Origin of the sequence: Enterobacter sp. WPR_3_1 (genome assembly GCF_003635055.1) — a bacterium.
GTDB classification, from domain to species: domain Bacteria; phylum Pseudomonadota; class Gammaproteobacteria; order Enterobacterales; family Enterobacteriaceae; genus Enterobacter; species Enterobacter ludwigii.
Genome location: NZ_RBXU01000012.1, coordinates 96,540 through 121,023, shown reverse-complemented (window position 1 = coordinate 121,023; position 24,484 = coordinate 96,540). Strand labels below are relative to the sequence as shown.

Here is a 24,484-nt window from a genome sequence, read left to right as displayed (position 1 = left end):
ATCCCTGAATCTAAAATAATCTTATCCTGGTTGCTCAGTAATAGCCAGTTTTAGATAAAACAGACACCTGAGGAGATAAGTCATTTTTCGTAAATTTAACTTTAAACCTCTTATTTGAGAAAAAATGGCATGATTTATTAGTTATCATGCCATCATAAGAGACTGCTCTTTGACAGACTAAATACGTCGTGCCTGCCAGAAGTTTTTACGCCAGTAAACATTATCGAGCGACGAGCGCATCACCCCACGACTGGTCGAGGCGTGAATAAACTGATTATCGGTATCATAAATACCGACGTGAAGCCCACTGTCACCCGAGCCGGTTTTGAAAAAAACCAGGTCGCCGGGCAGCAAATCATCTTTATCGATTTCCGTGCCAATTTCCGCCTGTTTGCGCGTTTCGCGCGGAAGCTGTAAATCAAACTTATCGCGAAACGTCATCAGAACAAAGCCAGAACAATCTACGCCCCCACGGCTCATGCCGCCATAACGATAGGGCGTGCCGCGCCAGTTGCTCAGCTGATCGTTAAGGCTGGCAATGACGGTAATAGAATCTGAAAGCCGCGGGTTAGGCGGCGGCGCACGATGGCTACTGCATCCCGCAAGAAATAACGCGGCCATCAGGAGAAACCAGAATCGCATTTTCAGACGAATCCTCTGCTTTTTTTGTTCTTTTCGTAATTTAGCGTGCAACGGCGTTAACAGGCAAGAAACGGTTACGCCTGCGCGGTAGAAATCAGCATCTTATGCCCTTCTATATCCAGCCTGCGGAAAGACATATTGTACGCGCGGGCAAGATTTGGCGGCGTCAATACCGCATCGCGCGTGCCGCTGGCAATCATCTTTCCTCGCGCCAACAGCCACACCCGGTGGGCGTGACGCAGCGTATGGTTCAGGTCATGACTGCTCATGACCACGCCGATCCCTTTTCTGCTCAGGGAGCTTAACAGGGTGTCCAGCGCGGCCTGTTGTGCCACATCCAGACCGCTCATCGGTTCATCCAGAAGCAGCAGTCTGCCGTGCGGATTGCCGGCCGGGTGAATCTGCAAAATGACGGCCGCCAGACGCACGCGCTGCCACTCGCCCCCCGAAAGCTGGCTGGCATGCCGGGACAGTTTATCTTCTAGCCCTAATCCCGCCGCCACCTCAGTGAGCAGCGACGTATGCTGTTTATCGTGCAGATGCAGCATCAGGTAGTGCCAGACGGGCATCGCAAAGGGCGGGACCTGCTGCTGCACCAGATAGCTGCGCCTGTGCGCCAGCGAGACTGGCGACCAGTCAGCAAGGTTATGCTCCAGCAGGGTTATCTCCCCCGCGCCGGCGGTCAGCCCTGCCATGCGCGCCAGTAAGGTGCTTTTTCCTGCGCCGTTCGGCCCGACAAGATGCAGGATTTCGCCTGCATTGATGGCACCGGTTATCGGCTCCAGACGCCCCGTATCGGCGACGTCCGTGAGCTGCATCAGCAACGTCATTATTTCGCCAGCGCCAGCTTGATAGACTCCATAACAATCGGATCTTCAGGCGTCATGTCCGGTGAAAAACGCTGCACCACCTGTCCGTCACGACCGATAAGGAATTTTTCAAAATTCCACAGGATATCGTCCGGATAGAGCGGCGCGCGTCCTTTACTGGCCATGCGCTCATAAAAACCGCTGCCTTCCGGCGCAACGGCGGTCGGCGCGGCCGCCACCAGCTTGGCATACAGGGGATGGCGATGTTCACCGTTAACGTCGATTTTGCTGAACATCGGGAACGTCACACCGTAGGTGGTGCTGCAAAACGTTTTGATTTCGTCTTCGCTGCCCGGCTCCTGGCCCAGGAACTGGTTGCACGGGAAGCCCAGCACGGTGAAACCGTCTTTCTCCCAGGCTTTTTGAATGTTTTCCAGCTGTTCGTACTGCGGCGTCAGGCCACATTTGGAGGCCACATTCACGATGAGCAGCACGTTGCCTTTATAGCTTTCCAGCGTGGTTTTCTCACCCTCAATGGTGGTCACTTCGGTATTCAAAATATCAGACTGCATAGCATTCCCTCAGGTTATCTTACGGGTAGTGATTTAACGTCCGGATTTTAATAGTAGCCAGATAAATACCGGCGCGCCCAGCGTGGCGGTCACCACGCCTATTGGCAGCTCAGCGGCTGTCAGGGCGAGCCGGGCGATGATATCCGCCACCAGCAGCGTTACCGCCCCGGCAACCGCCGAGGCCGGCAGTAAGGTTCGATGGTCGGTGATACCGCACAGACGCAGCATGTGCGGGATAACCAGCCCAATAAAGCCAATCGCCCCGGCCAGTGCCACGCTCACACCAACCAGCCAGCCAATGGCAATGACCAGCACGTTACGCCAGAAGCCTATCGGCATGCCAAGCTGGCGGGCCGAGGTTTCCCCCAGCGCGAGAATATTCAGCGGCTGTGCCTGCAGGACTGCCCACAGCAAGACCGGTATCAGCAGTGCCATCAGCCAGCCCTGGCGCCAGTCTACGCCCCCGAAGCCGCCCATCATCCAGTACATCAACTGACGCAAGTCAAAGGACGTGGAGAAATACACCGCCCAGGTCATCAGCGCGCTACAGATGATCCCCAGAGCCACCCCGGCAAGCAGCAGCCGACTGGTTGATAAGTGCCGTCTGGCAAAGCGCAAAAGGATTACCGTTATCAGCAACGCGCCGATAATGGCGCTGAGGCTAATCCCCCATGAGGAGAGTTCCCCCCCGCCCAACATCACCGCCGCCACCAGCCCTACGCCCGCGCCATTCGACACGCCGAGCAGCCCGGGCTCCGCCAGCGGGTTATCAAATAATGCCTGCATAATGGTGCCGCACAATGCCAGCGCGGCACCCACCAGGATCACCGCCAGCGTGCGCGGCAGACGGATTTGCCAGACGAAAAGCTGCCCCTCAGGCTCAAACCAGTGTTCAGGCCCTATCCACTGTTCCCCGGCGCACAGGCTGACACCTGCGGTAACAATGAGCAGCAGCACGAGCAAAAGCAGGTGTCGTTGATCTAAACGGTGCTGGCGATGGGCATAATCAAGCATGGACATGGTTTTAGTAGCGTGTGATGTAATTGATTTTACGGCGGGTTTGCCAGAGAGCGCAAAGAAAAAAGGCCGCGTGAGCGGCCTTTTTAGTTAGTTCATATTACTCTGCTTTGGGCGTTGCGTTTTCGACACGGCTTTTTAACTTCTGGCCGGGTCTGAAGGTCACCACGCGGCGGGCTGTAATCGGAATATCTTCCCCCGTCTTTGGGTTACGGCCCGGACGTTGGTTTTTGTCACGCAAATCAAAATTGCCAAAACCGGAGAGTTTTACCTGCTCACCATTTTCCAGAGCACGACGGATCTCTTCGAAAAACAGCTCTACCAGCTCTTTGGCATCTCGTTTGCTAAGCCCAAGCTTATCAAACAGATATTCTGACATTTCAGCTTTTGTAAGCGCCATAGGTTCAATCCCTCAATGATGCCTGGAATCGCTCTTTTAATGCCTCTACACATTTGGCGACGGTAGCGGCAATCTCCTCTTCTTCGAGTGTACGGCTGGTATCCTGAAGGATAAGGCTAATAGCGAGGCTCTTGAAACCTTCTGCTACGCCCTTGCCGCGGTACACGTCAAATAAGTTTACGCCAACTACCTGATTTACGCCAACTTTCTTACATTCGGCCAAAATATCTGCTGCGGGCACATTTTCCGCGACCACAACCGCGATATCACGGCGGTTTGCAGGGAAGCGTGAGACGTCGCGGGCCTGAGGAATGACGCGGTCTGCAACCGGGCTCCATTCCAGCTCGAACACGATGGTACGGCCGTTCAGGTCCAGCTTGCGCTCCAGCTCAGGATGAACAACGCCAATGAAACCAATGCGTTTGCCGTCTAAATAGATAGCCGCGCTCTGGCCTGGATGCAGCGCAGGGATCGCTTCTGCACGGAATTCAATTTCAGATAATTTACCGGTCAGATCGAGAATTGCTTCCAGATCTCCCTTCATATCGTAGAAATCAACCGTGCCTTTTGCCAGGTCCCAGTGCTCTTCGTAACGGTTACCGCTGATGGCACCAGCCAGCATGAGATCCTGACGGATGCCTAAATTTGCCTGATTATCCGGTACAAAGCGTAAACCACTTTCGAAAATTCGCACGCGGTTTTGCTGACGGTTCTGGTTGTAAACGATAGTTCCCAGCAGACCGGTCCACAGGGACAGGCGCATCGCGGACATTTCGCTGGAGATTGGGCTTGGCAGGATCAGCGCCTCCTGGCCCGGATGGATCATCTGCTGCAGTTTTGGATCAACAAAGCTGTAGGTGATCACTTCCTGATAGCCTTTGTCGTTCAGCATGGTTTTCACACGCTTAAGAGACAAATCTGCTTCACGGTGGCTTCCCATCACCAGACCCGCCTGAACAGGCTCATCGGGGATGTTGTTGTAGCCATATACGCGAGCCACTTCTTCCACCAGATCTTCTTCGATCTCCATGTCGAAACGCCAGGATGGCGCAACGGCTTTCCACTCGTCCTGCCCTTCGGTCACGTCACAACCCAGGCGGCGAAGGATATCGCTGACCTGTGCGTCAGCAACATGGTGACCAATCAGACGATCCAGCTTGCTACGACGCAGGGTAATGGTCGCACGCTTCGGCAACGTCGCTTCGTGGGTGACGTCGATAACCGGGCCCGCTTCACCGCCGCAGATGTCGATCAGCAGACGCGTCGCACGCTCCATCGCTTTGTGCTGCAGTGCCGGATCGACGCCACGCTCATAACGGTGAGAGGCATCGGTATGCAGGCCGTGACGACGTGCGCGACCGGTGATAGAGAGCGGGCTGAAAAACGCACACTCCAGCAGAACGTTTTGCGTTTCATCGTTTACACCGGAGTGTTCGCCACCGAAGATACCGCCCATCGCCAGCGCTTTAACGTGGTCCGCTATCACCAGCGTATCAGCATTCAGTTTTGCTTCGCTGCCGTCGAGCAGAACCAGGGTTTCGCCCTCTTTCGCCATACGCACCACAATACCGCCTTCGATACGATCTTTATCGAACGCGTGCATCGGCTGACCCAGCTCCAGCAGAACATAGTTGGTCACATCAACGACGGCGTCGATAGAACGAATACCACAGCGACGCAGCTTCTCTTTCATCCACAGCGGGGTTGGCGCTTTTACGTTGATGCCTTTCACCACTCGACCAAGGTAGCGTGGGCACGCCTCAGCGGCTTCAACCTGAATCGGCAGTGTGTCACTGATGGTAGCGTCAACCGGTACGATTTCCGGTACGTTCAGTTCAGTCTGGTTCAGCACGGCCACATCGCGGGCCACGCCGATAATGCCTAAGCAGTCCGCACGGTTTGGCGTCACGCTGATTTCAATGGTGTTGTCATCGAGTTTCAGGTATTCGCGGATGTCGGTACCAATAGGCGCATCAAGCGGCAGCTCAATGATGCCATTGTGATCGTCGGAAATACCCAGCTCAGAGAACGAACACAGCATGCCTTCAGACGGCTCACCGCGCAGTTTCGCTGCTTTAATTTTAAAATCGCCCGGCAGTACTGCCCCCACGGTCGCCACGGCCACTTTCAGGCCCTGACGGCAGTTTGGCGCGCCGCAGACGATATCCAGCAGGCGATCGCCGCCTACGTTAACTTTTGTCACACGCAGCTTGTCAGCGTTAGGGTGCTGACCGCACTCAACCACTTCGCCCACAACGACGCCATTGAAAGCGCCAGAAACCGGCTCAACACCGTCAACTTCCAGACCCGCCATGGTGATCTGGTTGGAAAGCGCTTCGCTATCAAGCGTGGTGTTCACCCATTCGCGTAACCACAGTTCACTGAATTTCATTGTTCTGTCCTGCCCTTATTTAAACTGTTTGAGGAAACGCAGATCGTTTTCGAAGAATGCACGCAAATCGGTCACGCCATAGCGCAGCATTGTCAGACGCTCCATGCCCATACCGAACGCAAAGCCGGAGTAGACTTCTGGATCGATACCCACGTTGCGCAGAACGTTTGGATGCACCATGCCGCAGCCCAGCACTTCCAGCCATTTGCCGTTTTTACCCATCACGTCAACTTCCGCAGACGGTTCAGTGAACGGGAAGTAGGACGGACGGAAACGAACCTGCAGGTCTTCCTCAAAGAAGTTGTTCAGGAAATCGTGCAGCGTACCTTTCAGGTTGGTAAAGCTGATGTTCTTATCAACAATCAGGCCTTCCATCTGATGGAACATCGGGGTATGGGTCTGATCGTAGTCGTTACGGTACACGCGGCCCGGTGCGATAATGCGGATCGGGGGTTCCTGTTCCTTCATGGTACGGATCTGAACGCCCGAGGTCTGAGTACGCAGCAGACGGGTGGCGTCGAACCAGAAAGTGTCGTGGTCAGCACGTGCCGGATGATGGCCTGGAATGTTGAGGGCGTCGAAGTTGTGGTAATCATCTTCGATTTCCGGGCCAGTCGCCACGGTAAAGCCGAGCTCACCGAAGAAACTTTCAATGCGATCAATGGTGCGGGTAACCGGATGCAGGCCACCGTTTTCAATACGGCGACCCGGCAGGGAGACATCGATAGTCTCTGCCGCCAGACGCGCATTCAGCACCGCGCTTTCCAGCTCAGCTTTGCGCGCGTTCAGTGCCTGTTGCACCTGCTCTTTGGCTTCGTTAATGACCGCACCCGCTGCCGGGCGTTCCTCTGGCGGCAGTTCACGCAGGGTTGTCATTTGAAGGGTCAAATGCCCTTTCTTACCGAGATATTCGACGCGGACATTGTCTAACGCGGCAACATCTGAGGCCTGATTAATGGCGGCTGTTGCACTGGCAACCAGCTCTGCGAGATGTGACATGATTTTCCTCATTATGTCGGTGCAGACACCGATTTGGTGGAGTTATTCTCTCGAATTTAGACACAAAAAAAGCCTCCATCAGGAGGCTTATCTGGCGCTGTTTTTCGTTTCATCTTTCACGCGCTAGCCTCCTGAATTCAGGTGCTAAAGTAAAAGAAGAAGCGGAAAATAGCAGCATTCATGCTTGCGTTACCTTGTGTGGTAAAAAACCGTTAAGACCTTATTGAAAAGGTTGCACGGGTAAAAGTCAATCTTCTGATGGTGTTAAATGAAAAGAGGGAGCGAAGCCCCCTCTTTCAACTGGCTTATGCCAGTGCTGCTTTCGCTTTTTCGACCAGAGCGGTGAACGCTACTTTGTCGAATACTGCGATGTCAGCCAGGATCTTACGGTCGATTTCAACAGAGGCTTTTTTCAGGCCGTTGATGAATTTGCTGTAAGAAATACCGTTCTGACGTGCTGCTGCGTTGATACGCGCAATCCACAGTTGACGGAACTGACGCTTACGTTGACGACGGTCACGGTAAGCGTACTGACCTGCTTTGATAACAGCCTGGAAGGCAACGCGGTATACGCGTGAACGCGCACCGTAGTAGCCTTTAGCTTGTTTCAAAATTTTCTTGTGACGTGCACGTGCAATTACACCACGTTTTACGCGAGCCATATGTGCTCTCCTGTATCTATATTCTTAGTAAAAAATTAAACGTTAACGGCTTATGCGTACGGCAGGCACGCGATAACCAGACCCAGATCGCCTTTAGAAACAAGGCCTTTTGGACGCAGGTGACGTTTACGCTTAGTAGATTTTTTGGTCAGAATATGACGCAGGTTTGCGTGCTTACGCTTAAATCCACCACCACCGGTTTTTTTGAAGCGCTTAGCAGCACCGCGTACGGTCTTAATTTTTGGCATCTTAATTACTTCCACTTCGCATTGTTAAATAAACGAAACATAGGCGAACAAAACCTATGAGACCCGAAGGCTCCACAGGTTTTGCTGCTTGAAGGCCTTACTGTTTCTTCTTAGGAGCGAGCACCATGATCATCTGGCGGCCTTCGATCTTCGTAGGGAAGGATTCGACTACTGCCAGTTCACTCAGATCGTCACGGACGCGGTTAAGCACTTCCATACCAATCTGTTGGTGGGCCATCTCACGACCGCGGAAACGCAGTGTGATCTTGGCCTTATCGCCATCTTCCAGAAAGCGAATCAGGCTGCGGAGTTTTACCTGATAATCGCCATCGTCGGTACCAGGACGGAATTTAATTTCCTTAACCTGGATAACTTTTTGCTTTTTCTTCTGTTCCTTAGAAGACTTACTCTTTTCATAAAGGAACTTGCCGTAGTCCATGATACGACAAACTGGCGGTTCGGCGTTAGGGCTGATTTCAACTAAATCTACTCCAGCTTCTTCAGCCTTTTCGATCGCTTCTCTCAGACTCACAATCCCCAGCTGCTCGCCTTCCAGACCTGTTAAGCGAACTTCCTGGGCGCGAATCTCGCCATTGATACGATTCGGACGTGCCGTTTGAACTCGTTTTCCGCCTTTAATACCTTATTCCTCCAGTTGTTGAAGACTGCGGCTGCGAATCTCTTGTTGCAGCTTCTCAATCACTTCACTTACGTCCAGGCTCCCCAGGTCTTTACCACGGCGGGTGCGAACGGCAACTTTGCCTGCTTCCACCTCTTTATCACCACAGACCAACATATACGGGACACGACGTAAAGTGTGCTCGCGGATTTTAAAGCCAATCTTCTCATTTCTCAAGTCTGCTTTTACGCGAATGCCCGCATTTTGTAGTTTCTGCGTCAATTCTTTAACGTATTCAGCCTGAGAATCGGTAATGTTCATCACCACGACCTGCACTGGCGCAAGCCAGGTTGGGAAGAAGCCGGCAAACTCTTCAGTCAGGATGCCGATGAAGCGCTCCAGAGAACCGAGGATTGCACGGTGAATCATAACCGGTACCTGACGTTCGTTGTCTTCGCCAACATAAGAGGCGCTTAAACGCTGCGGCAGGGAGAAGTCCAGCTGTACAGTACCGCACTGCCATGCGCGATCGAGGCAGTCATACAGGGTAAATTCAATTTTCGGACCGTAGAATGCGCCCTCGCCCAGCTGGTATTCGAACGGAATGCCGTTCTCTTCCAGCGCCACGGCGAGATCCGCTTCTGCGCGATCCCAGGTCTCATCGCTACCGATACGTTTTTCCGGACGCGTTGAGAGTTTGACAACGATCTTCTCGAAGCCAAAGGTGCTGTACATATCGTAGACCATACGAATACAGGCGTTAACTTCATCACGAACCTGATCTTCAGTACAGAAGATATGCGCATCATCCTGAGTAAAGCCACGAACACGCATCAGACCGTGCAATGCACCTGATGGCTCGTTACGGTGGCAGCTACCGAACTCTGCCATACGCAGCGGCAGATCGCGGTAGGATTTCAGACCCTGGTTGAAGATCTGAACGTGGCCAGGGCAGTTCATTGGCTTAATGCAGTATTCACGGTTCTCAGAAGAGGTGGTGAACATCGCATCTTTGTAGTTGTCCCAGTGGCCGGTTTTTTCCCACAGCACACGGTCCATCATGAACGGGCCTTTCACTTCCTGATACTGGTACTCTTTCAGCTTGGAGCGTACAAACGTTTCCAGTTCACGGAAGATAGTCCAGCCGTCATTGTGCCAGAACACCATACCCGGCGCTTCTTCCTGCATGTGGTACAGGTCAAGCTGCTTACCGATTTTACGGTGGTCACGTTTAGCCGCCTCTTCCAGGCGCTGCAGGTAGGCGTTAAGGGCTTTTTTATCGGCCCACGCGGTACCATAGATACGCTGCAACATCTTGTTGTTGCTATCGCCACGCCAGTAGGCGCCCGCGATTTTCATCAGCTTAAAGTGATGACAGAAGCGCATGTTCGGCACGTGCGGACCACGGCACATGTCGACGTATTCTTCGTGATGGTACAAGCCAGGCTTGTCATCATGAGAGATGTTTTCATCAAGAATAGAGACTTTATAGCTCTCGCCACGCTTCACGAAGGTTTCACGCGCTTCGTGCCAGCTGACTTTCTTCTTAATGACGTCATAGTTAGTTTCGGCGAGCTCGTGCATACGTTTTTCGAGCGCGTCGATATCTTCCTGAGTCAGGGTATGGTCAAGATCAACGTCATAGTAGAAACCGTTGTCGATAACCGGACCGATCGCCATTTTGGTGTTCGGCCACAGCTGTTTGATCGCATGACCTAACAGGTGCGCGCAGGAGTGACGAATGATCTCCAGACCTTCTTCGTCTTTCGCTGTGATGATAGACAGCTGCGCATCGCTTTCAATCAGGTCAGATGCATCAACCAGCTCACCATTAACACGGCCAGCGATGGTTGCTTTCGCGAGTCCAGGACCAATGTCCAGGGCAACATCCATTGGGCTTACAGCGTGGTCGTAATGGCGTTGGCTGCCATCAGGAAGAGTAATTACAGGCATTTTATATCCTTATTTGCAGTGATGCCCCACACATAAGAGCATATACAAAGAAAATAATCGTGATTTGACAATAGATTACGACACCATCTGACCAACAATCGTCAAATTGGCTCGCGATCATTCACCCGCCGAAAATCAGATAAATGCGGATTTACGGCAAGCCCTGCAATGGTAACACTAACAAAAGAGAGATTGCACCCTTTGCGGGCAGATTGCTGCGCTGGCACTTTCGCATGAATTTGCAGGGCGCATATCTCCGGTGCTCGCATTCCAGCGATGCTGGGCTACTCTTGAACAAGTCTTTAAACCCAAAGGTGCATACCATGAACGTATCAAGTAGAACGGTTGTGATATTGAACATCCTTTCAGCCACCGGTTTATTGTTGATTCTTGCAGAACGATTCCACTGGTTCTAACCGAAACGGAAGCAGGCATAACCTGATTCACCACTGGAGAAGGGGCATTTCCCCGCCCTGTTTGGTAGACTGTTCGCATCAACTTACAAGGATCAGGTTATGCCAACAAAACGATTTGCCGTAAAACACTGGAAAATGGTACTGGTGCTGATTGCCATCTGCGGCGCGATGCTGCTTCTGCGTTGGGCGGCAATGATTTGGGGCTGAACGTGAATATAAATAACTGCGCAGGGAATAACATCCTTATCCGTAATACCCTTTTGCGGGTATTCACCGCCAGGACGAAATACGGACGATAGGTTTACGTCAAATAGGTTTACCGCGAAAAAACCGGTACCACAAAATCCGGTTTTTTTGGCGCGTTGAATTAGCGTTTAAACGTCAATAACAACTCGGCAAAACCCATCAGGACCATTCACCTGCAACCAGTTTATGGACGTCAAAAGCATCATTCATAGACTGACCGGTGGACTGAGAGGCTGGCGCGATGTTAGACCCGGCTTCAACGTCAGCGGCTTTCGCAATGCCGATTTGGCTGTAGGTGTCACTGGCTGTCGGGGTGGTTTCATCAGCAGCAAATACGCCAAAAGACAGTGCGGAAAGCACCATCGCTGCTGCGGCAGTTTTGATTTTTTTCATAATGTTTTTTCTCTTTCTACATTTAATGCTAATAATGCTAAATACCTTAAGGCCGAATTCTGCCCGTGCTAAGAGTGTAGATCCAGATCACATTTTTGCCTAGCCTGTTACGTTATCAATTCGTGTCAAATAAGCCGCAAATTAATGAAAATGCATTATGAAGAAATTATGAAGATATCAGCAGACCAGATATTTCAAAACAGCGTTTAATATAAAACAGCACAGTTTCAAAAAATAAAAAACGGGCCGATAGCGTAATCGGCCCGAGAATATTACATTTTATAACCCAGTGAAACCGTGGTTCTGCGGTCGGTATGATCCGGAGCAGAATCAGGAGGAGAAGAGTTCCAGGTGACGTTGTAGGCCACTTTCAGGCCAAAGTGTTCGTTGATGGCCACGTTCAGCGCTGTTTCTGAGTTCAGCGTCGTATCGTCGGCACCAAACACAGACACCCCCTGGGTAAATTTGGTGTTGTCAGTCATCTGCCAGGCATAGGTGCCGGAAGCGTAACCGAGCGGTTGAGTTTTGGTTTCGCCGTCGGTGTACTCGTCGTAGCGCACACCTGGACCGAATTCAAAACGTAAACTGTGTACCGGACCGTTCAGGAACTGACGACCGTAACCGGCAGTGAACACATCACGCTGGCGATAGCCGTTGTAACGGTCAGTTAACCAGCTGGCCTGACCAAACAGGTAGTCAAAGTCGGTCATGTTGTAACGGCTACGTCCGCCAACCGCATATTTCTCGGAAGAGCGTTCGTCATTCGCGGAGGTGTTACTGGCATTTCCCCACAGAGACCAGGCGGTGGTATTACCGTACCAGGTCAGCGTACTGTCCGCCGTGAGAGAGGAGCTTTTCGTGTTACCGGATTGTGCAAGATAGCCAGCGTTCAGGTTACCTTCAAACGGTTTTTGCGCGGTGGCTGGATCGTCCATGACAGTAAAAACGGAATCATCTGCGGTCGCGTTCATTGCAGCAAACACGCCACCCGCCAGCATCAGTGCAGCGGGTACTGTCTTCAAAAGCTTCATTTTATTAAGGAGTCCGTACAACAAAAAAAGAGACCACACGGTCCCGGAAACTTTCTTAAGGATCAATGACAAGGCGTCCAGAGAAAGGTAACAAATTATAAAAAGCCGCAAATAACATAGCAATGATTTCTTATTTCATTTTTTGAATAAGAACGATCTCAAAAAGCGTTTTATTTTATATAAGCCGCAGCAGACTTTATGTCAGTATTCATATTTAAAATCATACTGTTATTTACATTGCCTTCCTGACAAATGGTGCCAGACTAAAAGGAACCCACGCTAAAAGGAGGTAATGATGGTTTCTATCTACACCCTGACGCTCTCCCCTTCCCTCGACTCCGCCACCCTGACGCCCCAGATTTACCCGGAAGGTAAATTGCGCTGCAGCGCCCCGGTGTTTGAGCCCGGCGGCGGCGGTATCAATGTGGCGCGAGCCATAACGCACCTCGGTGGAAAGGCGACAGCAATTTTCCCCGCAGGCGGCGCGACCGGTGAGCACCTGGTCTCTCTGCTGGCCGATGAACAGGTGGCCTCGCAGACCGTCGAGGCCAAAGACTGGACGCGGCAAAACCTGCATGTGCACGTGGAGTCCAGCGGCGAGCAATACCGTTTCGTCATGCCGGGTGCAAAACTCAGTGAAGATGAGTTTCGTCAGCTTGAAGAGAAGGTGCTGGCCATTGAGAGCGGTGCTCTGCTGGTGATAAGCGGCAGCCTGCCGCCCGGTGTCAGCACGGAAAAACTGACGGCGCTGATTCGGGCCGCGCAGCAACGCGGTATCCGCTGCATTGTCGACAGTAGCGGCGAGGCGCTGCAGGCAGCCCTGACGCCGGGAAATCTTGAGCTGGTTAAACCCAATCAGAAAGAGTTAAGCGCGCTGGTGAACCGCGAACTGAACCAGCCGGACGATGTCCTCACCGCCGCGCAGGAATTGGTTCACAGCGGCAAAGCGCGACGGGTCGTGGTCTCCCTTGGCCCGCAGGGTGCCCTGGCCGTGGACGAAACGGGGTCCGTTCAGGTTGTCCCGCCGCCGATGAAAAGCCAGAGTACCGTGGGCGCAGGTGATAGCATGGTTGGAGCTATGACCCTGAAACTGGCTCAGGGTGCTTCGCTACTGGAGATGACACGCTACGGCGTCGCAGCGGGTAGCGCTGCCACCATCAACCAGGGCACACGTCTCTGTTCGCTTAGCGACACGCAAAAAATCGTCGATTACCTGTCCCGAAATTAATCCCCCTTTTCCCCTTCTCTGTGAAGGGGAAATACGCGGCATAGTCGCCAAACGCAGCCTATCGACTATGCTAAGAAAACTTCCAAGATAACAATGAGGTGAATTATGAGCAGTGGTGACATCACCCGCTACGTCGTTACCATCAACATTCATCAAGCGTCGCTGACCGAACTTAATGAGCTCAACAACGCCTTTACCCGAGCCAATTTCCTGCTCACACTCACGGATGACGAGGGCAATATCCATGATTTAGGTACCCTGACGTTTGGCCTGATCAGCGCCCTGAGTAAAGAAGAGGTTCACGCTCTGGCGGCCAGTCTGGTCGAAAGCGTGACCGACAAAGCGGCAGAAATTGATCTTGATACCTGGGAAAACTGGCAGAAAAAAGAACAATAAGTGCCCTGCATGAATTTAAACCGCTCAGGTGTGCGTTAGTTCGTATTTTTTTACCGCAATTATGCGCTAACTTTATGATCTGGCAGACAACATGGGAGAGACAACATGTGGCAGGCTATCAGTCATCTTTTAAGTGAGCAACTGGGTGAAGGTGAAATTGAACTGCGGAACGAACTGCCAGGCGGAGAAATCCACGCCGCATGGCACTTACGCTACGCCGGGCGCGATCTCTTTGTTAAATGCGATGAGCGAGAGCTGCTTCCGATTTTCACCGCCGAAGCCGACCAACTGGAACTGTTGTCGCGCAGTAAAACGGTGACGGTCCCGCAGGTCTGGGCCGTGGGCAGCGACCGCGACTACAGTTTTCTGGTCATGGAATTTCTTCCTGCCCGCCCGTTAGACGCCCATAACGCCTTCATTCTCGGCCAACAGTTAGCGCGACTGCATCAATGGAGCGACCAGCCGCAGTTTGGTCTCGATTTTGACAACGACCTCTCCACCACCCCACAACCCAATGCCTGGCAACGACGCTGGTCGACATTCTTTGCTGAGCAACGCATTGGCTGGCAGCTGGAACTGGCTGCGGAGAAAGGTCTGGAGTTTGGCAATATCGATGCCATCGTCGAACACATTCAGCAGCGTCTGGCATCCCACCAGCCTCAGCCGTCTCTGCTGCACGGTGATTTGTGGTCAGATAACTGCGCGCTGGGTCCTGACGGCCCCTATATCTTCGACCCGGCCTGTTACTGGGGCGACAGGGAGTGTGACCTGGCGATGCTGCCACTGCACCCTGAGCAACCGCCGCAAATTTACGATGGTTACCAGTCCGTGCTGCCTCTGCCGCAGGGTTTTCTTGAGCGCCAGCCGGTGTATCAGCTCTACACACTGATGAACCGCGCCATTCTGTTTGGCGGAGAACATCTGGTCAATGCCCAGAGGGCACTTGAACGTGTGCTTGCCGCGTAATGGCGGGACGGGTGGCTATGTCGCCACCCTTATCGGTTACAGGAATCCCAACAGCGAAAAGAAGAAGTACCCCGCCACGATGATAATGACTGGCAGGATATACAGCGGGAAAATTTGCAGGAAAATGGTGTGACGCGGCACAACAATGCGGGACTCAATCTGCTCGCGGCTCATCCCTTCCGGGCCTTTCGCCTGTTCGAGAATCATCTGGTCTTCCACACCTTCGCGTAAAAAGCGCGTCTGACGGCTCATGCGTGCGCCAGAGGCCTGCAACGCCATACCAATAAAGATCAGCGCGTAGATCACCCAAAACCCGAGATTCAACTGCTGATGAAAATTCGGCGTCGGCGAATTGAACCAAAAGACATTCAGAAACGGCGTGTTAAAACGCATCATTTCAATCATGACATGAGCAAAATCAAGCATTACCGCATTAATACCTGGCTGTTTTTCACTGTGATCGTACATAAATTTGAGCACAGAGATCAGCGTCGAAATGACGGCTGGAATAAAAATTACCCAGCCAGCAATGCGTTTTAAGACAGCAATGCGTCCAGCTTGTTGATACGTCATCAGTTCCCCTTCATAAAGACGCGTTATTTCTGCCTAAGTCTACCTGCTGACCATCATTTTCGCCCGCTCTTTAAAGGCAATATGCTAAATTGCAGAGTGCACTTAGCATTTATCGTCTGTCGTACACCCTGGATAAGGAGACGTTGTGATGTCGACACCGCGCCAGATTCTTGCCGCAATTTTTGACATGGATGGATTACTGATCGATTCCGAACCGTTGTGGGATCGCGCCGAACTGGACGTTATCGCCAGCCTGGGCGTTGATATCAGCCGCCGTAATGAACTTCCGGATACGCTTGGTCTGCGCATCGATATGGTGGTGGACCTGTGGTATGCCCAGCAGCCGTGGGTGGGACCCGATCGCGACGAAGTGACCGCGCGCATTATCAGCCGCGCCATCTCACTGGTGGAAGAGAGCAAGCCCCTGCTGCCCGGCGTGCGTGAAGCCGTCGCGCTGTGTAAAGCGCAGGGGTTGAAAGTCGGCCTGGCGTCAGCTTCACCGCTGCATATGCTGGAAAAAGTGCTGACCATGTTTGAGCTGCGCGACAGCTTCGACGCGCTGGCCTCAGCGGAAACGTTGCCATACAGCAAGCCGCACCCGCAGGTCTATCTCGACTGTGCCGCTAAGCTCGGTCTTGATCCCCTCTGCTGTGTCGCGCTGGAAGATTCCGTTAACGGAATGGTGGCCTCGAAGGCCGCGCGGATGCGTTCGATTGTTGTTCCCGCGGAGGAAGGCCGACACGATCCCCGTTTTGCCCTTGCCGACGTAAAGCTGAACTCACTGGTTGAGCTGACGGCGCAGCAGCTGCGCGGCGAGTAACCCGCCCCTTTCAGGCAGCGTCAGGCTGCCTGCTTTAAAAACAAAACATCGTTTCATTTTGTTTGCTTTTCTTATCCCCCGCTTCTATCCTTAGCGTCAGAATGACAATAACCTTACTTCTGAGGCGCGTATGATACTGGATAACTTCACTCTGTCTGGAAAAGTGGCCATCGTCACCGGATGCGATACCGGTTTGGGACAAGCCATGGCCATTGCGCTGGCGCAGGCGGGATGCGACATCGTGGGTGTTAACCGCAAAGCGCCGGAGGAAACGGCTGCCTGCATTAGCGCACTCGGAAGGCGGTTCAGGGCGATTCGGGCCGACCTCAGTCAGCAGGAGAGTCTTCAGAACGTTGTTGACAGCGCGGTTGCTGAGATGGGGCGAGTCGATATTCTGGTGAACAATGCCGGGACCATACGCCGTGAAGATGCTCTCGCGTTCAGCGAAAAGGACTGGGACGACGTCATCAACCTGAATCTGAAATCGCTTTTTTTCCTCTCCCAGGCCGTGGCTAAACAGTTTATAGCGCAGGGCCAGGGCGGGAAAATCATTAATATCGCCTCGATGCTCTCATTCCAGGGTGGCATCCGCGTGCCCTCTTACACCGCGTCCAAAAGCGGCGTGTTGGGGATCACGCGTCTGCTGGCGAATGAATGGGCGACGCACGGCATCAATGTTAACGCCATCGCGCCAGGCTACATGGCGACCAACAACACTCAGCAACTGCGAGATGACCAGCAGCGCAGCCAGGAGATCCTCGACCGGATACCTGCCGGGCGCTGGGGAGTACCGGAAGACCTGCAGGGACCGGTGGTCTTTTTAGCCTCCGCCGCCTCGGATTACGTGAACGGTCATACGTTAGCCGTCGACGGGGGCTGGCTGGCGCGCTAGGCGCGTTTGTGACATACAGTTACACCGTCACCTCTTTCGTCTACTGTATAAAAACCCTATACTGTATGAATTGACAGTTTTGTGGGTTTTATCATGACGGCGGAAGGCCATCTGCTTTTTTCCATTGCGTGCGCAGTTTTTGCCAAAAACGCTGAACTTACCCCTGTGCTCGCACAGGGGGACTGGTGGCATATTGTCCCGTCCGCCGTGTTGACCTGTCTGCTGCCCGATATCGACCATCCAAAATCGTTTCTGGGACAGCGGCTAAAGTGGATATCAAAACCCATCGCCCGCGCGTTTGGTCACCGCGGGTTTACCCACAGCCTGCTGGCCGTATTCGGCCTGCTCACCCTGTTCTATTTAAAAGTCCCTGAGAGCTGGATAGTGCCCGCCGATGCTATCCAGGGAATGGTGCTGGGTTATTTAAGCCATATCCTTGCCGATATGCTGACGCCTGCGGGCGTGCCGCTGCTCTGGCCATGCCGCTGGCGTTTCCGTTTGCCCATTCTTGCGCCGCAGAAAGGTAATCAGCTTGAGCGTGTGTTGTGTATGGCGCTCTTTGCCTACGCCGTCTGGATGCCGCAAACCTTGCCCGAAAACAGTGCAGTGCGCTGGTCATCCCAGATGATCAATTCGCTGCAATTTCAGTTCAATCGTTTCATTAATCACCAGATTGAACACTAAGCACACAAATTATTTCCATTTGTCATAACCCATTCCATTTGGATATAAGCGCCACATCACACTTCTGATAACCTTGCGCCAACAGGATCGGTAAAAATCGACCGTATAATAAATCAGGAGAACGGGGATGAATTTTCCACTCATCGCGAACATTGTGGTGTTCGTTGTATTGCTATTGCTTCTCGCGCAGGCGCGCCACAAACAGTGGAGCCTCGCGAAGAAAGTGCTGGTTGGTCTGGCCATGGGTGTCGTGTTTGGTCTGGCGTTGCAGGCTATTTACGGCTCCGATAATCCAGTTCTGAAAGATTCTATTCAGTGGTTCAACATCGTCGGTAACGGCTATGTCCAGCTGCTGCAGATGATCGTTATGCCGCTGGTGTTTGCCTCTATTCTGAGCGCCGTTGCCCGTCTGCATAACGCCACCCAGTTGGGTAAAATCAGCTTCCTGACCATCGGTACGCTGCTGTTTACCACGCTGATTGCAGCTCTGGTCGGTGTGCTGGTCACCAACCTGTTCGGGCTGACCGCTGAAGGTCTGGTCCAGGGTACGGCTGAAACGGCGCGTCTTACCGCGATTCAGACCAACTACGTGGGTAAAGTCGCTGACCTGACGGTGCCACAGATGGTGCTCTCTTTCGTGCCGAAGAACCCGTTTGCTGACCTGACCGGTGCCAGCCCAACCTCCATTATCAGCGTGGTGATCTTTGCGGCCTTCCTCGGTGTGGCGGCGCTGAAGCTGCTGAAAGACGACGCGCCGAAAGGCGAGCGCGTGCTGGTGGCTATCGATACCCTGCAAAGCTGGGTAATGAAGCTGGTCCGTCTGGTGATGCAGTTGACCCCTTACGGTGTTCTGGCGCTGATGACCAAAGTGGTTGCCGGCTCTAACCTGCAGGACATCATTAAGCTGGGTAGCTTCGTCGTCGCCTCTTATCTGGGTCTGGGCATTATGTTCGTGGTGCACGGTATCCTGCTGGGCGTCAATGGCGTTAGCCCGCTGAAATACTTCCGTAAAGTGTGGCCGGTACTGACCTTTGCGTTCACCAGCCGTTCCAGCGCCGCGTCTATTCCGCTGAACGTTGAAGCGCAGACCCGTCGTCTGGGCGTACCGGAATCTATTGCCAGCTTCTCTGCCTCCTTTGGTGCCACCATTGGTCAGAACGGTTGCGCAGGTCTCTACCCTGCAATGCTGGCGGTAATGGTTGCTCCGACCGTGGGTATTAACCCACTGGATCCCGTTTGGATTGCCACGCTGGTCGGGATTGTTACCATCAGCTCCGCAGGCGTTGCGGGTGTTGGCGGTGGCGCAACCTTCGCCGCGCTGATTGTCCTGCCGGCCCTGGGTCTGCCGGTGACGCTGGTTGCCCTGCTGATCTCCGTTGAGCCGCTGATCGACATGGGTCGTACTGCGCTGAACGTGAGCGGTTCCATGACCGCCGGTACGTTGACCAGCCAGTGGCTGAAGCAGACCGATAAAACCATTCTGGAAAGTGAAGACGACGCTGAACTGGCGCACCGTTAATCACGGATGAATAAAAAAACCGCCTGATGGCGGTTTTTTTTTGGCTGTTATTCTTCAATCTCTTCATCCTGGCGGACCTGGTTCGCCCATCGCTGGGCCGACTCCGGCCCCGAAAACGCGGGCGAACGGCGGAAGTGTTCTCCCATCAGAACAAACGCTACGTATTTACCGCGCAGTTGCCAGACATCACGAAAACCATCCACCTTCAGGGCGTGTTCGGGCGGCGCGGGTTCGACGCGGGGCACGTAGCTAATGACAGGGCGGTTTTGTTGACGAAAAGGTTTCATAAGCGACGGGTTCACTAAAGCACATTCTGGAAGCAGGAAAATTCTATGATAGCCGATCCTCCCCCCACGCGTCGCGCCCTGCATCGCTCTGATAGCGCATTCCTTAACCAGGTCATCTGAAAACTCTTAGTTCGCCCGCCCTTTCGCCACATTGTTCTATAGTTAACAAGGTTTTTAGCAATGGATAAAGGAGAAGCGTGCAATGTCGAACAAAGATAAAACACATCAATCACCCATTCATGGCACTGAAGAATCTCAACCAGGCATGGACTCTCTGGCCCCAGCGGACGGCTCTCACCGCCCATCACCCGGCCCTTCCGCACCTGGCGAACAGCCTACCGCGCCGGGAAGTATGAAATCTCCGGATACCGGAAACGAGAAGCTGAAATCCCTTGAGTCCCACCGTAAAGGCGGCGAAGGTTTTGCACTTACCACCAACCAGGGCGTGCGCATTGCTGACGATCAAAACTCGCTGCGTGCGGGAACGCGCGGACCAACCCTGCTGGAAGACTTTATTCTGCGGGAAAAAATCACCCATTTTGACCATGAACGTATACCTGAGCGCATCGTTCACGCGCGTGGCTCCGCGGCACACGGCTACTTCCAGCCCTACAAAAGCCTCAAAGAGATAACCAAAGCGGATTTCCTTTCCGATCCGGACAAAATCACACCGGTCTTTGTCCGCTTTTCTACCGTGCAGGGCGGCGCGGGTTCGGCAGATACCGTGCGTGATATCCGCGGCTTCGCCACCAAATTTTATACCGAAGAGGGTATTTTCGATCTCGTCGGCAATAACACCCCGGTGTTCTTCATTCAGGATGCGCATAAATTTCCTGACTTTGTCCATGCGGTAAAACCGGAGCCCCACTGGGCCATACCGCAGGGACAAAGTGCGCATGACACCTTCTGGGATTATGTCTCACTGCAACCAGAAACGTTACACAACGTGATGTGGGCGATGTCAGACCGTGGCATTCCGCGCAGCTACCGCACGATGGAAGGGTTTGGTATTCATACCTTCAGGATGATCAACGCGGACGGGAAAGCCACATTCGTACGCTTCCACTGGAAGCCTGTGGCGGGCAAAGCCTCGCTGGTGTGGGATGAAGCCCAGAAGCTGACCGGGCGCGATCCGGACTTCCACCGTCGCGAACTGTGGGAGTCGATTGAAGCCGGTGACTTCCCGGAATATGAACTGGGGTTACAGCTGATCCCGGAAGAGGATGAGTTTAACTTCGATTTCGACCTTCTCGACCCGACAAAGCTGATCCCAGAGGAGCTGGTGCCGGTTCAGCTGGTGGGTAAAATGGTGCTCAACCGTAACCCGGACAATTTCTTTGCCGAAAATGAGCAGGTCGCGTTCCACCCGGGGCATATCGTTCCGGGGCTGGATTTCACGAACGATCCCCTCCTGCAGGGGCGGTTGTTCTCCTATACCGATACGCAGATCAGTCGCCTTGGCGGGCCCAACTTCCACGAAATTCCGATTAACCGTCCAACCTGCCCGTACCACAATTTCCAGCGCGACGGGATGCATCGCCAAGATATCGATACCAATCCGGCTAACTATGAGCCGAACTCCATCAACGATAACTGGCCGCGCGAAACGCCGCCTGGACCGAAACGCGGTGGTTTTGAGTCGTACCAGGAGCGCATCGATGGCAATAAAATCCGCGAGCGTAGCCCGTCATTCGGCGAGTATTATGCCCAACCTCGCCTGTTCTGGAACAGCCAGACGCCGATCGAGCAACAGCACATTATCGGCGGCTTTAGCTTTGAACTGAGCAAAGTGGTGCGGACTTATATCCGCGAGCGCGTGGTCGATCAGCTCGCCCATATCGATATTCAGCTTGCCCAGAGCGTGGCGGATAACCTTGGCATTACGCTGACGGACGAGCAACGCAATGCGGCCCCACCGAAAGACGTTAACGGACTGAAGAAAGATCCGTCCCTGAGTCTGTATGCGGTGCCGGGTGGCTCGATAAAAGGCCGGGTAGTGGCCATTCTGCTGAATGACAAAACCCGTGCCAGCGACGTGCTGGGGATTATGCAGGCGCTGAAAACCAAAGGCGTTCACGCCAAACTGCTCTATTCCCGCATGGGGGAAGTGACCGCCGACGACGGTTCAGTGCTGCCGGTTGCGGCCACCTTTGCCGGAGCACCATCGCTCACCGTTGATGCGGTGATTGTGCCGTGCGGCGACATCGACAGTCTGCTGAACAATGGCGATGCGATTTATTATCTGCTGGAAGCCTATAAGCACCTGAAGCCGATCGCCCTGTCCGGCGATGCGCGACAGTTTAAAGCGCACCTGAAGGTGGCTGAGCAAGGTGAAGATGGCATTGTCGAAGGCGATAACGTCGATGATGCGTTTATGACGAAGCTGTTCGATCTGCTCGCAGCGCACCGTGTGTGGTCACGCAGCAGTAAGATTGATCGTATACCGGCATAAGAAAAGCCGGGTCTGGCTTTGCCCGACCCGGCGCTGATTGGTATCGTTTACTCAGCCCGGCAGGCACCGCGCCTCCGGGCTATTTTCATACATCCTCAAAGGTGCCCAGACGGTACCCACGCTCGGCAATGGCGTATTTCAGCGATGCCGACGTCAGCACATCCAGTTCCGCCAGTCGCGGCCAGCAGTAGGCACTTTTACGCACAATGTTATCGACAAACGCCGGGTGTGCCATCACTTCCAGCGACCGTTCCCCGCGCGTGGCGGACTCATCCAGCACCTGCAGGAACAGCGCTTCGCTAATCTCGTCGCCGTAGAACGCGCTACTGAACCCGTCCGTTGTGGGCACAGAAGACAATGACAGCCCGTGCAGCGCCTGCACCTCACGATCCACGCGCATTGCCACGCCTTTGCGCTGTGCAAATTCCGCCACTGACGGGAAAAGTGCCGGGATCATATGCACGTGATGATGGCTGTCAATATGCGTGGGTTCACGGCCAAAGAGATCGACGAAACGGTTGAACTGACAGTCCAGCTCGCGGGTAATCTCCTCGAGCGGCAGCGTGCCCTGCTCTGCCTGCTCCCAAATCCATTTGCCCAGCTGTCCGTCCCGCGTCAGTCCTGGCATCGGTGAAAGCGGCATCCCGAGCGTCAATACAAAGTGCATGCCGACGCCCAGCGCTGGCACCTCGCGGCTGAGCTGCGCGGCGTGTTCAACCGCGTCACCATTAACCAGTGCCGTTGTTGAGGTCACCACACCCCGGCGGCAGGCTTCAATAATGCCGTAGTTTTGACCTTTTGAGAGACCAAAATCATCAGCATTGACGATCAGCAGGTTTTCCATCACACATCCTCTCAGTGCTGTTTGAATTTCAGCTTCTCAATCGTGGCGGCAAAATTAGGCAACCATTTTTCATGCGCCAGAATCATTTCGCTGGCCAGTTGCTCGGCATCACGATCGGAATGGACCAGCGGGCTGAGATTGAGCGCCAGAAGAACGTCATTGAGTTCACCGCTCAGCGCCGCGTTGCTGGCTGCCACTTCAAACCCTTTGATGGTGTGGATCAACCCCATCACTTTGTCGTCAAAGTGGGTAATCCGTGGATGCGGCCTGGCGCCATCACGTCCCAGAATGCAGGTCATCTCAACGGCCCAGTCAGCCGGGATGTTGTCGATATGACCGTGATGCGGCACATTGACGTAGTGCTCGGCCTGCTTGTCGTTGTAAATGGCGTTGATCACTTCACACGCCGCATCGGAATAATACGCTCCGCCGCGCAGCTCAAGCTCTTTCGGTTTCACGTTCAGGTTCGGATCTTTATACAAATCAAACAGCTGCTTTTCAACTTTCTGCACCACCTGAGCGCGTGCGCCACCCTTATAGTACTCACCCATCTCGATGGCCAGCATCTCTTTCTGTTTGAAGTAGTAAAGCAGGTATGAGCAAGGCAGCAGATTAAGCGAGCGGATCAGCCCTTCGCTGAACGGCAGGTCAAAGATGTTTTTCACTGACGCAGCGGTCAGGCGCCCGGAGGCTACGCCGTCAAGCAGTTCGCTAAAGCGAGACTGACCATTCACGATGACATCTTTGATAAACACCATATGGTTCAGGCCAAAGAGATCGATAGAAAGATCGTCGTTATCGGTCAACTCCAGCACATCGCTGATGAACATCTTCATGCCAATCGGAATATTACAGACGCCGATAAAGCGTTTGAAACCGGTGTGGCGATAGACCGCCTCGGTCACCATCCCGGCCGGGTTGGTGAAGTTAATCACCCACGCGTTGGGGCAGATCGCTTCCACATCGTTGATGATGTCAAAAATGACCGGAATGGTACGCAGCCCTTTGAACAGGCCGCCCGCGCCGTTGGTCTCCTGTCCCAGATAGCCGTGGCTCAGTGGAATACGTTCATCCATTTCACGCGCTTTGAGCTGACCAACGCGCAGCTGAGTCGTCACGAAGTCGGCATCCTGCAGCGCCAGGCGACGGTCGAGGGTTTTATGCACGGTCAATGGCACACCGGCTTTCGCGACCATCCGCTTGCAGAGCTCAAAAATGATATTCAGTTTCTCCTGACCTTCCTCAACGTCCACCAGCCATAATTCGCTGACCGGTAATTCATGATAACGTTTCAGGAAACCTTCGAGTAATTCCGGGGTATAACTGCTGCCGCCGCCAATGGTTACGACTTTTAATTTCTTCTGCATAATATCTCCCTTAGCATATCAGGTTAATCGCCTGCAAGGTGTAGCGTACTCTTCCCG

Annotated in this window: 28 protein-coding genes and 1 other annotated feature; of the genes, 10 read left to right on the top strand and 18 right to left on the bottom strand. The window is 53.5% G+C overall.

Going from position 1 to position 24,484, the window contains the following annotated elements:
* Positions 1 to 177 precede the first annotated feature (177 nt).
* The 12 genes from BJ887_RS17195 to thrS form a co-directional block, all read right to left on the bottom strand.
* Positions 178 to 642 carry an NlpC/P60 family protein gene (locus tag BJ887_RS17195; RefSeq protein WP_020884403.1) on the bottom strand — a complete coding sequence of 155 codons (465 nt, stop codon included), beginning with the start codon at positions 640 to 642 and terminating at the stop codon, positions 178 to 180.
* A gap of 74 nt (positions 643 to 716) precedes the next feature.
* A complete protein-coding gene (gene btuD / locus BJ887_RS17190) occupies positions 717 to 1,472 on the bottom strand; it encodes a vitamin B12 ABC transporter ATP-binding protein BtuD (protein ID WP_020884404.1) in 756 nt (251 codons plus the stop codon).
* Positions 1,472 to 2,023, bottom strand: coding sequence for a glutathione peroxidase (locus BJ887_RS17185; RefSeq protein WP_014169696.1), 552 nt, complete (start codon positions 2,021 to 2,023; stop codon positions 1,472 to 1,474). Before BJ887_RS17185 ends, btuD begins: the two co-directional genes overlap by 1 nt.
* A 33-nt stretch (positions 2,024 to 2,056) precedes the next feature.
* On the bottom strand, positions 2,057 to 3,037 hold the full coding sequence (btuC, locus tag BJ887_RS17180; protein WP_121340240.1) for a vitamin B12 ABC transporter permease BtuC: 981 nt from the start codon (positions 3,035 to 3,037) through the stop codon (positions 2,057 to 2,059).
* A gap of 103 nt (positions 3,038 to 3,140) precedes the next feature.
* A complete protein-coding gene (gene ihfA, locus BJ887_RS17175) occupies positions 3,141 to 3,440 on the bottom strand; it encodes an integration host factor subunit alpha (RefSeq protein ID WP_003857805.1) in 300 nt (99 codons plus the stop codon).
* A 4-nt stretch (positions 3,441 to 3,444) separates the two neighbouring features.
* On the bottom strand, positions 3,445 to 5,832 hold the full coding sequence (pheT, locus tag BJ887_RS17170; RefSeq protein WP_121340185.1) for a phenylalanine--tRNA ligase subunit beta: 2,388 nt from the start codon (positions 5,830 to 5,832) through the stop codon (positions 3,445 to 3,447).
* 15 nt (positions 5,833 to 5,847) lie between these two features.
* Positions 5,848 to 6,831: a phenylalanine--tRNA ligase subunit alpha gene (gene pheS / locus BJ887_RS17165; RefSeq protein WP_020884406.1), complete on the bottom strand. Its 984-nt coding sequence runs from the start codon at positions 6,829 to 6,831 to the stop codon at positions 5,848 to 5,850.
* A 62-nt stretch (positions 6,832 to 6,893) separates the two neighbouring features.
* Positions 6,894 to 7,018: a sequence feature (Phe leader region), on the bottom strand.
* On the bottom strand, positions 6,969 to 7,013 hold the full coding sequence (gene pheM / locus BJ887_RS17160; protein ID WP_001386830.1) for a pheST operon leader peptide PheM: 45 nt from the start codon (positions 7,011 to 7,013) through the stop codon (positions 6,969 to 6,971). It overlaps the preceding feature by 45 nt.
* 118 nt (positions 7,019 to 7,136) lie before the next feature.
* Entirely contained in the window at positions 7,137 to 7,493 is a 357-nt protein-coding gene (gene rplT, locus BJ887_RS17155) for a 50S ribosomal protein L20 (protein WP_000124850.1), read from the bottom strand.
* A gap of 50 nt (positions 7,494 to 7,543) precedes the next feature.
* Positions 7,544 to 7,741 (bottom strand): 50S ribosomal protein L35, encoded by a 198-nt coding sequence (gene rpmI / locus BJ887_RS17150; protein WP_003030583.1) that lies wholly within the window; start codon positions 7,739 to 7,741, stop codon positions 7,544 to 7,546.
* A 97-nt stretch (positions 7,742 to 7,838) separates the two neighbouring features.
* Positions 7,839 to 8,381 (bottom strand): translation initiation factor IF-3, encoded by a 543-nt coding sequence (infC, locus tag BJ887_RS17145; protein WP_023616141.1) that lies wholly within the window; start codon positions 8,379 to 8,381, stop codon positions 7,839 to 7,841.
* A gap of 3 nt (positions 8,382 to 8,384) precedes the next feature.
* On the bottom strand, positions 8,385 to 10,313 hold the full coding sequence (gene thrS, locus BJ887_RS17140) for a threonine--tRNA ligase (RefSeq protein WP_014169692.1): 1,929 nt from the start codon (positions 10,311 to 10,313) through the stop codon (positions 8,385 to 8,387).
* Between the two features lie 143 nt (positions 10,314 to 10,456).
* Between thrS and yncL the strand changes: the two genes are divergently transcribed.
* The gene (gene yncL, locus BJ887_RS23365; RefSeq protein WP_071820427.1) at positions 10,457 to 10,729 is read left to right on the top strand and encodes a stress response membrane protein YncL; all 273 of its coding nucleotides are present in this window, start codon (positions 10,457 to 10,459) and stop codon (positions 10,727 to 10,729) included.
* 99 nt (positions 10,730 to 10,828) lie between these two features.
* Positions 10,829 to 10,936 carry a small membrane protein YniD gene (gene yniD, locus BJ887_RS17130; protein ID WP_008500658.1) on the top strand — a complete coding sequence of 36 codons (108 nt, stop codon included), beginning with the start codon at positions 10,829 to 10,831 and terminating at the stop codon, positions 10,934 to 10,936.
* Between the two features lie 198 nt (positions 10,937 to 11,134).
* Here the strand turns inward: yniD and BJ887_RS17125 are convergent, their stop codons facing one another.
* Positions 11,135 to 11,368 carry a hypothetical protein gene (locus tag BJ887_RS17125; protein WP_121340184.1) on the bottom strand — a complete coding sequence of 78 codons (234 nt, stop codon included), beginning with the start codon at positions 11,366 to 11,368 and terminating at the stop codon, positions 11,135 to 11,137.
* Positions 11,369 to 11,640: 272 nt separating this feature from the next.
* Positions 11,641 to 12,399 carry a YdiY family protein gene (locus tag BJ887_RS17120; protein ID WP_025204400.1) on the bottom strand — a complete coding sequence of 253 codons (759 nt, stop codon included), beginning with the start codon at positions 12,397 to 12,399 and terminating at the stop codon, positions 11,641 to 11,643.
* A gap of 295 nt (positions 12,400 to 12,694) precedes the next feature.
* On the opposite strand from BJ887_RS17120, the gene pfkB reads away from it, so the two are divergent.
* From pfkB to BJ887_RS17105, 3 genes are all read left to right on the top strand, one after another.
* The gene (gene pfkB / locus BJ887_RS17115) at positions 12,695 to 13,627 is read left to right on the top strand and encodes a 6-phosphofructokinase II (protein WP_032681207.1); all 933 of its coding nucleotides are present in this window, start codon (positions 12,695 to 12,697) and stop codon (positions 13,625 to 13,627) included.
* 105 nt (positions 13,628 to 13,732) lie between these two features.
* The gene (gene ghoS, locus BJ887_RS17110; RefSeq protein WP_050736661.1) at positions 13,733 to 14,023 is read left to right on the top strand and encodes a type V toxin-antitoxin system endoribonuclease antitoxin GhoS; all 291 of its coding nucleotides are present in this window, start codon (positions 13,733 to 13,735) and stop codon (positions 14,021 to 14,023) included.
* Between the two features lie 105 nt (positions 14,024 to 14,128).
* On the top strand, positions 14,129 to 14,989 hold the full coding sequence (locus tag BJ887_RS17105; protein ID WP_014169687.1) for a fructosamine kinase family protein: 861 nt from the start codon (positions 14,129 to 14,131) through the stop codon (positions 14,987 to 14,989).
* 36 nt (positions 14,990 to 15,025) lie between these two features.
* Here the strand turns inward: BJ887_RS17105 and BJ887_RS17100 are convergent, their stop codons facing one another.
* On the bottom strand, positions 15,026 to 15,562 hold the full coding sequence (locus BJ887_RS17100) for a YniB family protein (protein WP_014169686.1): 537 nt from the start codon (positions 15,560 to 15,562) through the stop codon (positions 15,026 to 15,028).
* 148 nt (positions 15,563 to 15,710) lie between these two features.
* Between BJ887_RS17100 and hxpB the strand changes: the two genes are divergently transcribed.
* The 4 genes from hxpB (at position 15,711) to BJ887_RS17080 (ending at position 19,477) form a co-directional block, all read left to right on the top strand.
* On the top strand, positions 15,711 to 16,382 hold the full coding sequence (hxpB, locus tag BJ887_RS17095; protein ID WP_044867678.1) for a hexitol phosphatase HxpB: 672 nt from the start codon (positions 15,711 to 15,713) through the stop codon (positions 16,380 to 16,382).
* A 130-nt stretch (positions 16,383 to 16,512) separates the two neighbouring features.
* A complete protein-coding gene (gene kduD, locus BJ887_RS17090; protein WP_014169683.1) occupies positions 16,513 to 17,274 on the top strand; it encodes a 2-dehydro-3-deoxy-D-gluconate 5-dehydrogenase KduD in 762 nt (253 codons plus the stop codon).
* 93 nt (positions 17,275 to 17,367) lie between these two features.
* Positions 17,368 to 17,958 carry a metal-dependent hydrolase gene (locus tag BJ887_RS17085; protein WP_020884412.1) on the top strand — a complete coding sequence of 197 codons (591 nt, stop codon included), beginning with the start codon at positions 17,368 to 17,370 and terminating at the stop codon, positions 17,956 to 17,958.
* 127 nt (positions 17,959 to 18,085) lie between these two features.
* Positions 18,086 to 19,477 (top strand): L-cystine transporter, encoded by a 1,392-nt coding sequence (locus BJ887_RS17080; protein WP_014169681.1) that lies wholly within the window; start codon positions 18,086 to 18,088, stop codon positions 19,475 to 19,477.
* 47 nt (positions 19,478 to 19,524) lie between these two features.
* On the opposite strand, the gene cedA is transcribed toward BJ887_RS17080, so the two are convergent.
* Positions 19,525 to 19,779, bottom strand: a complete 255-nt coding sequence (gene cedA, locus BJ887_RS17075; protein ID WP_071605472.1) for a cell division activator CedA — start codon at positions 19,777 to 19,779, stop codon at positions 19,525 to 19,527.
* Between the two features lie 187 nt (positions 19,780 to 19,966).
* On the opposite strand from cedA, the gene katE reads away from it, so the two are divergent.
* Complete coding sequence (gene katE, locus BJ887_RS17070) at positions 19,967 to 22,216, top strand: catalase HPII (RefSeq protein ID WP_020884413.1); 2,250 nt, start codon at positions 19,967 to 19,969, stop codon at positions 22,214 to 22,216.
* 85 nt (positions 22,217 to 22,301) lie between these two features.
* Here katE and chbG read toward each other — a convergent pair whose 3' ends face one another.
* Complete coding sequence (chbG, locus tag BJ887_RS17065; RefSeq protein ID WP_059305970.1) at positions 22,302 to 23,060, bottom strand: chitin disaccharide deacetylase; 759 nt, start codon at positions 23,058 to 23,060, stop codon at positions 22,302 to 22,304.
* 11 nt (positions 23,061 to 23,071) lie between these two features.
* Positions 23,072 to 24,427, bottom strand: a complete 1,356-nt coding sequence (locus BJ887_RS17060) for a 6-phospho-beta-glucosidase (RefSeq protein WP_106503955.1) — start codon at positions 24,425 to 24,427, stop codon at positions 23,072 to 23,074.
* Positions 24,428 to 24,484 lie beyond the last annotated feature (57 nt).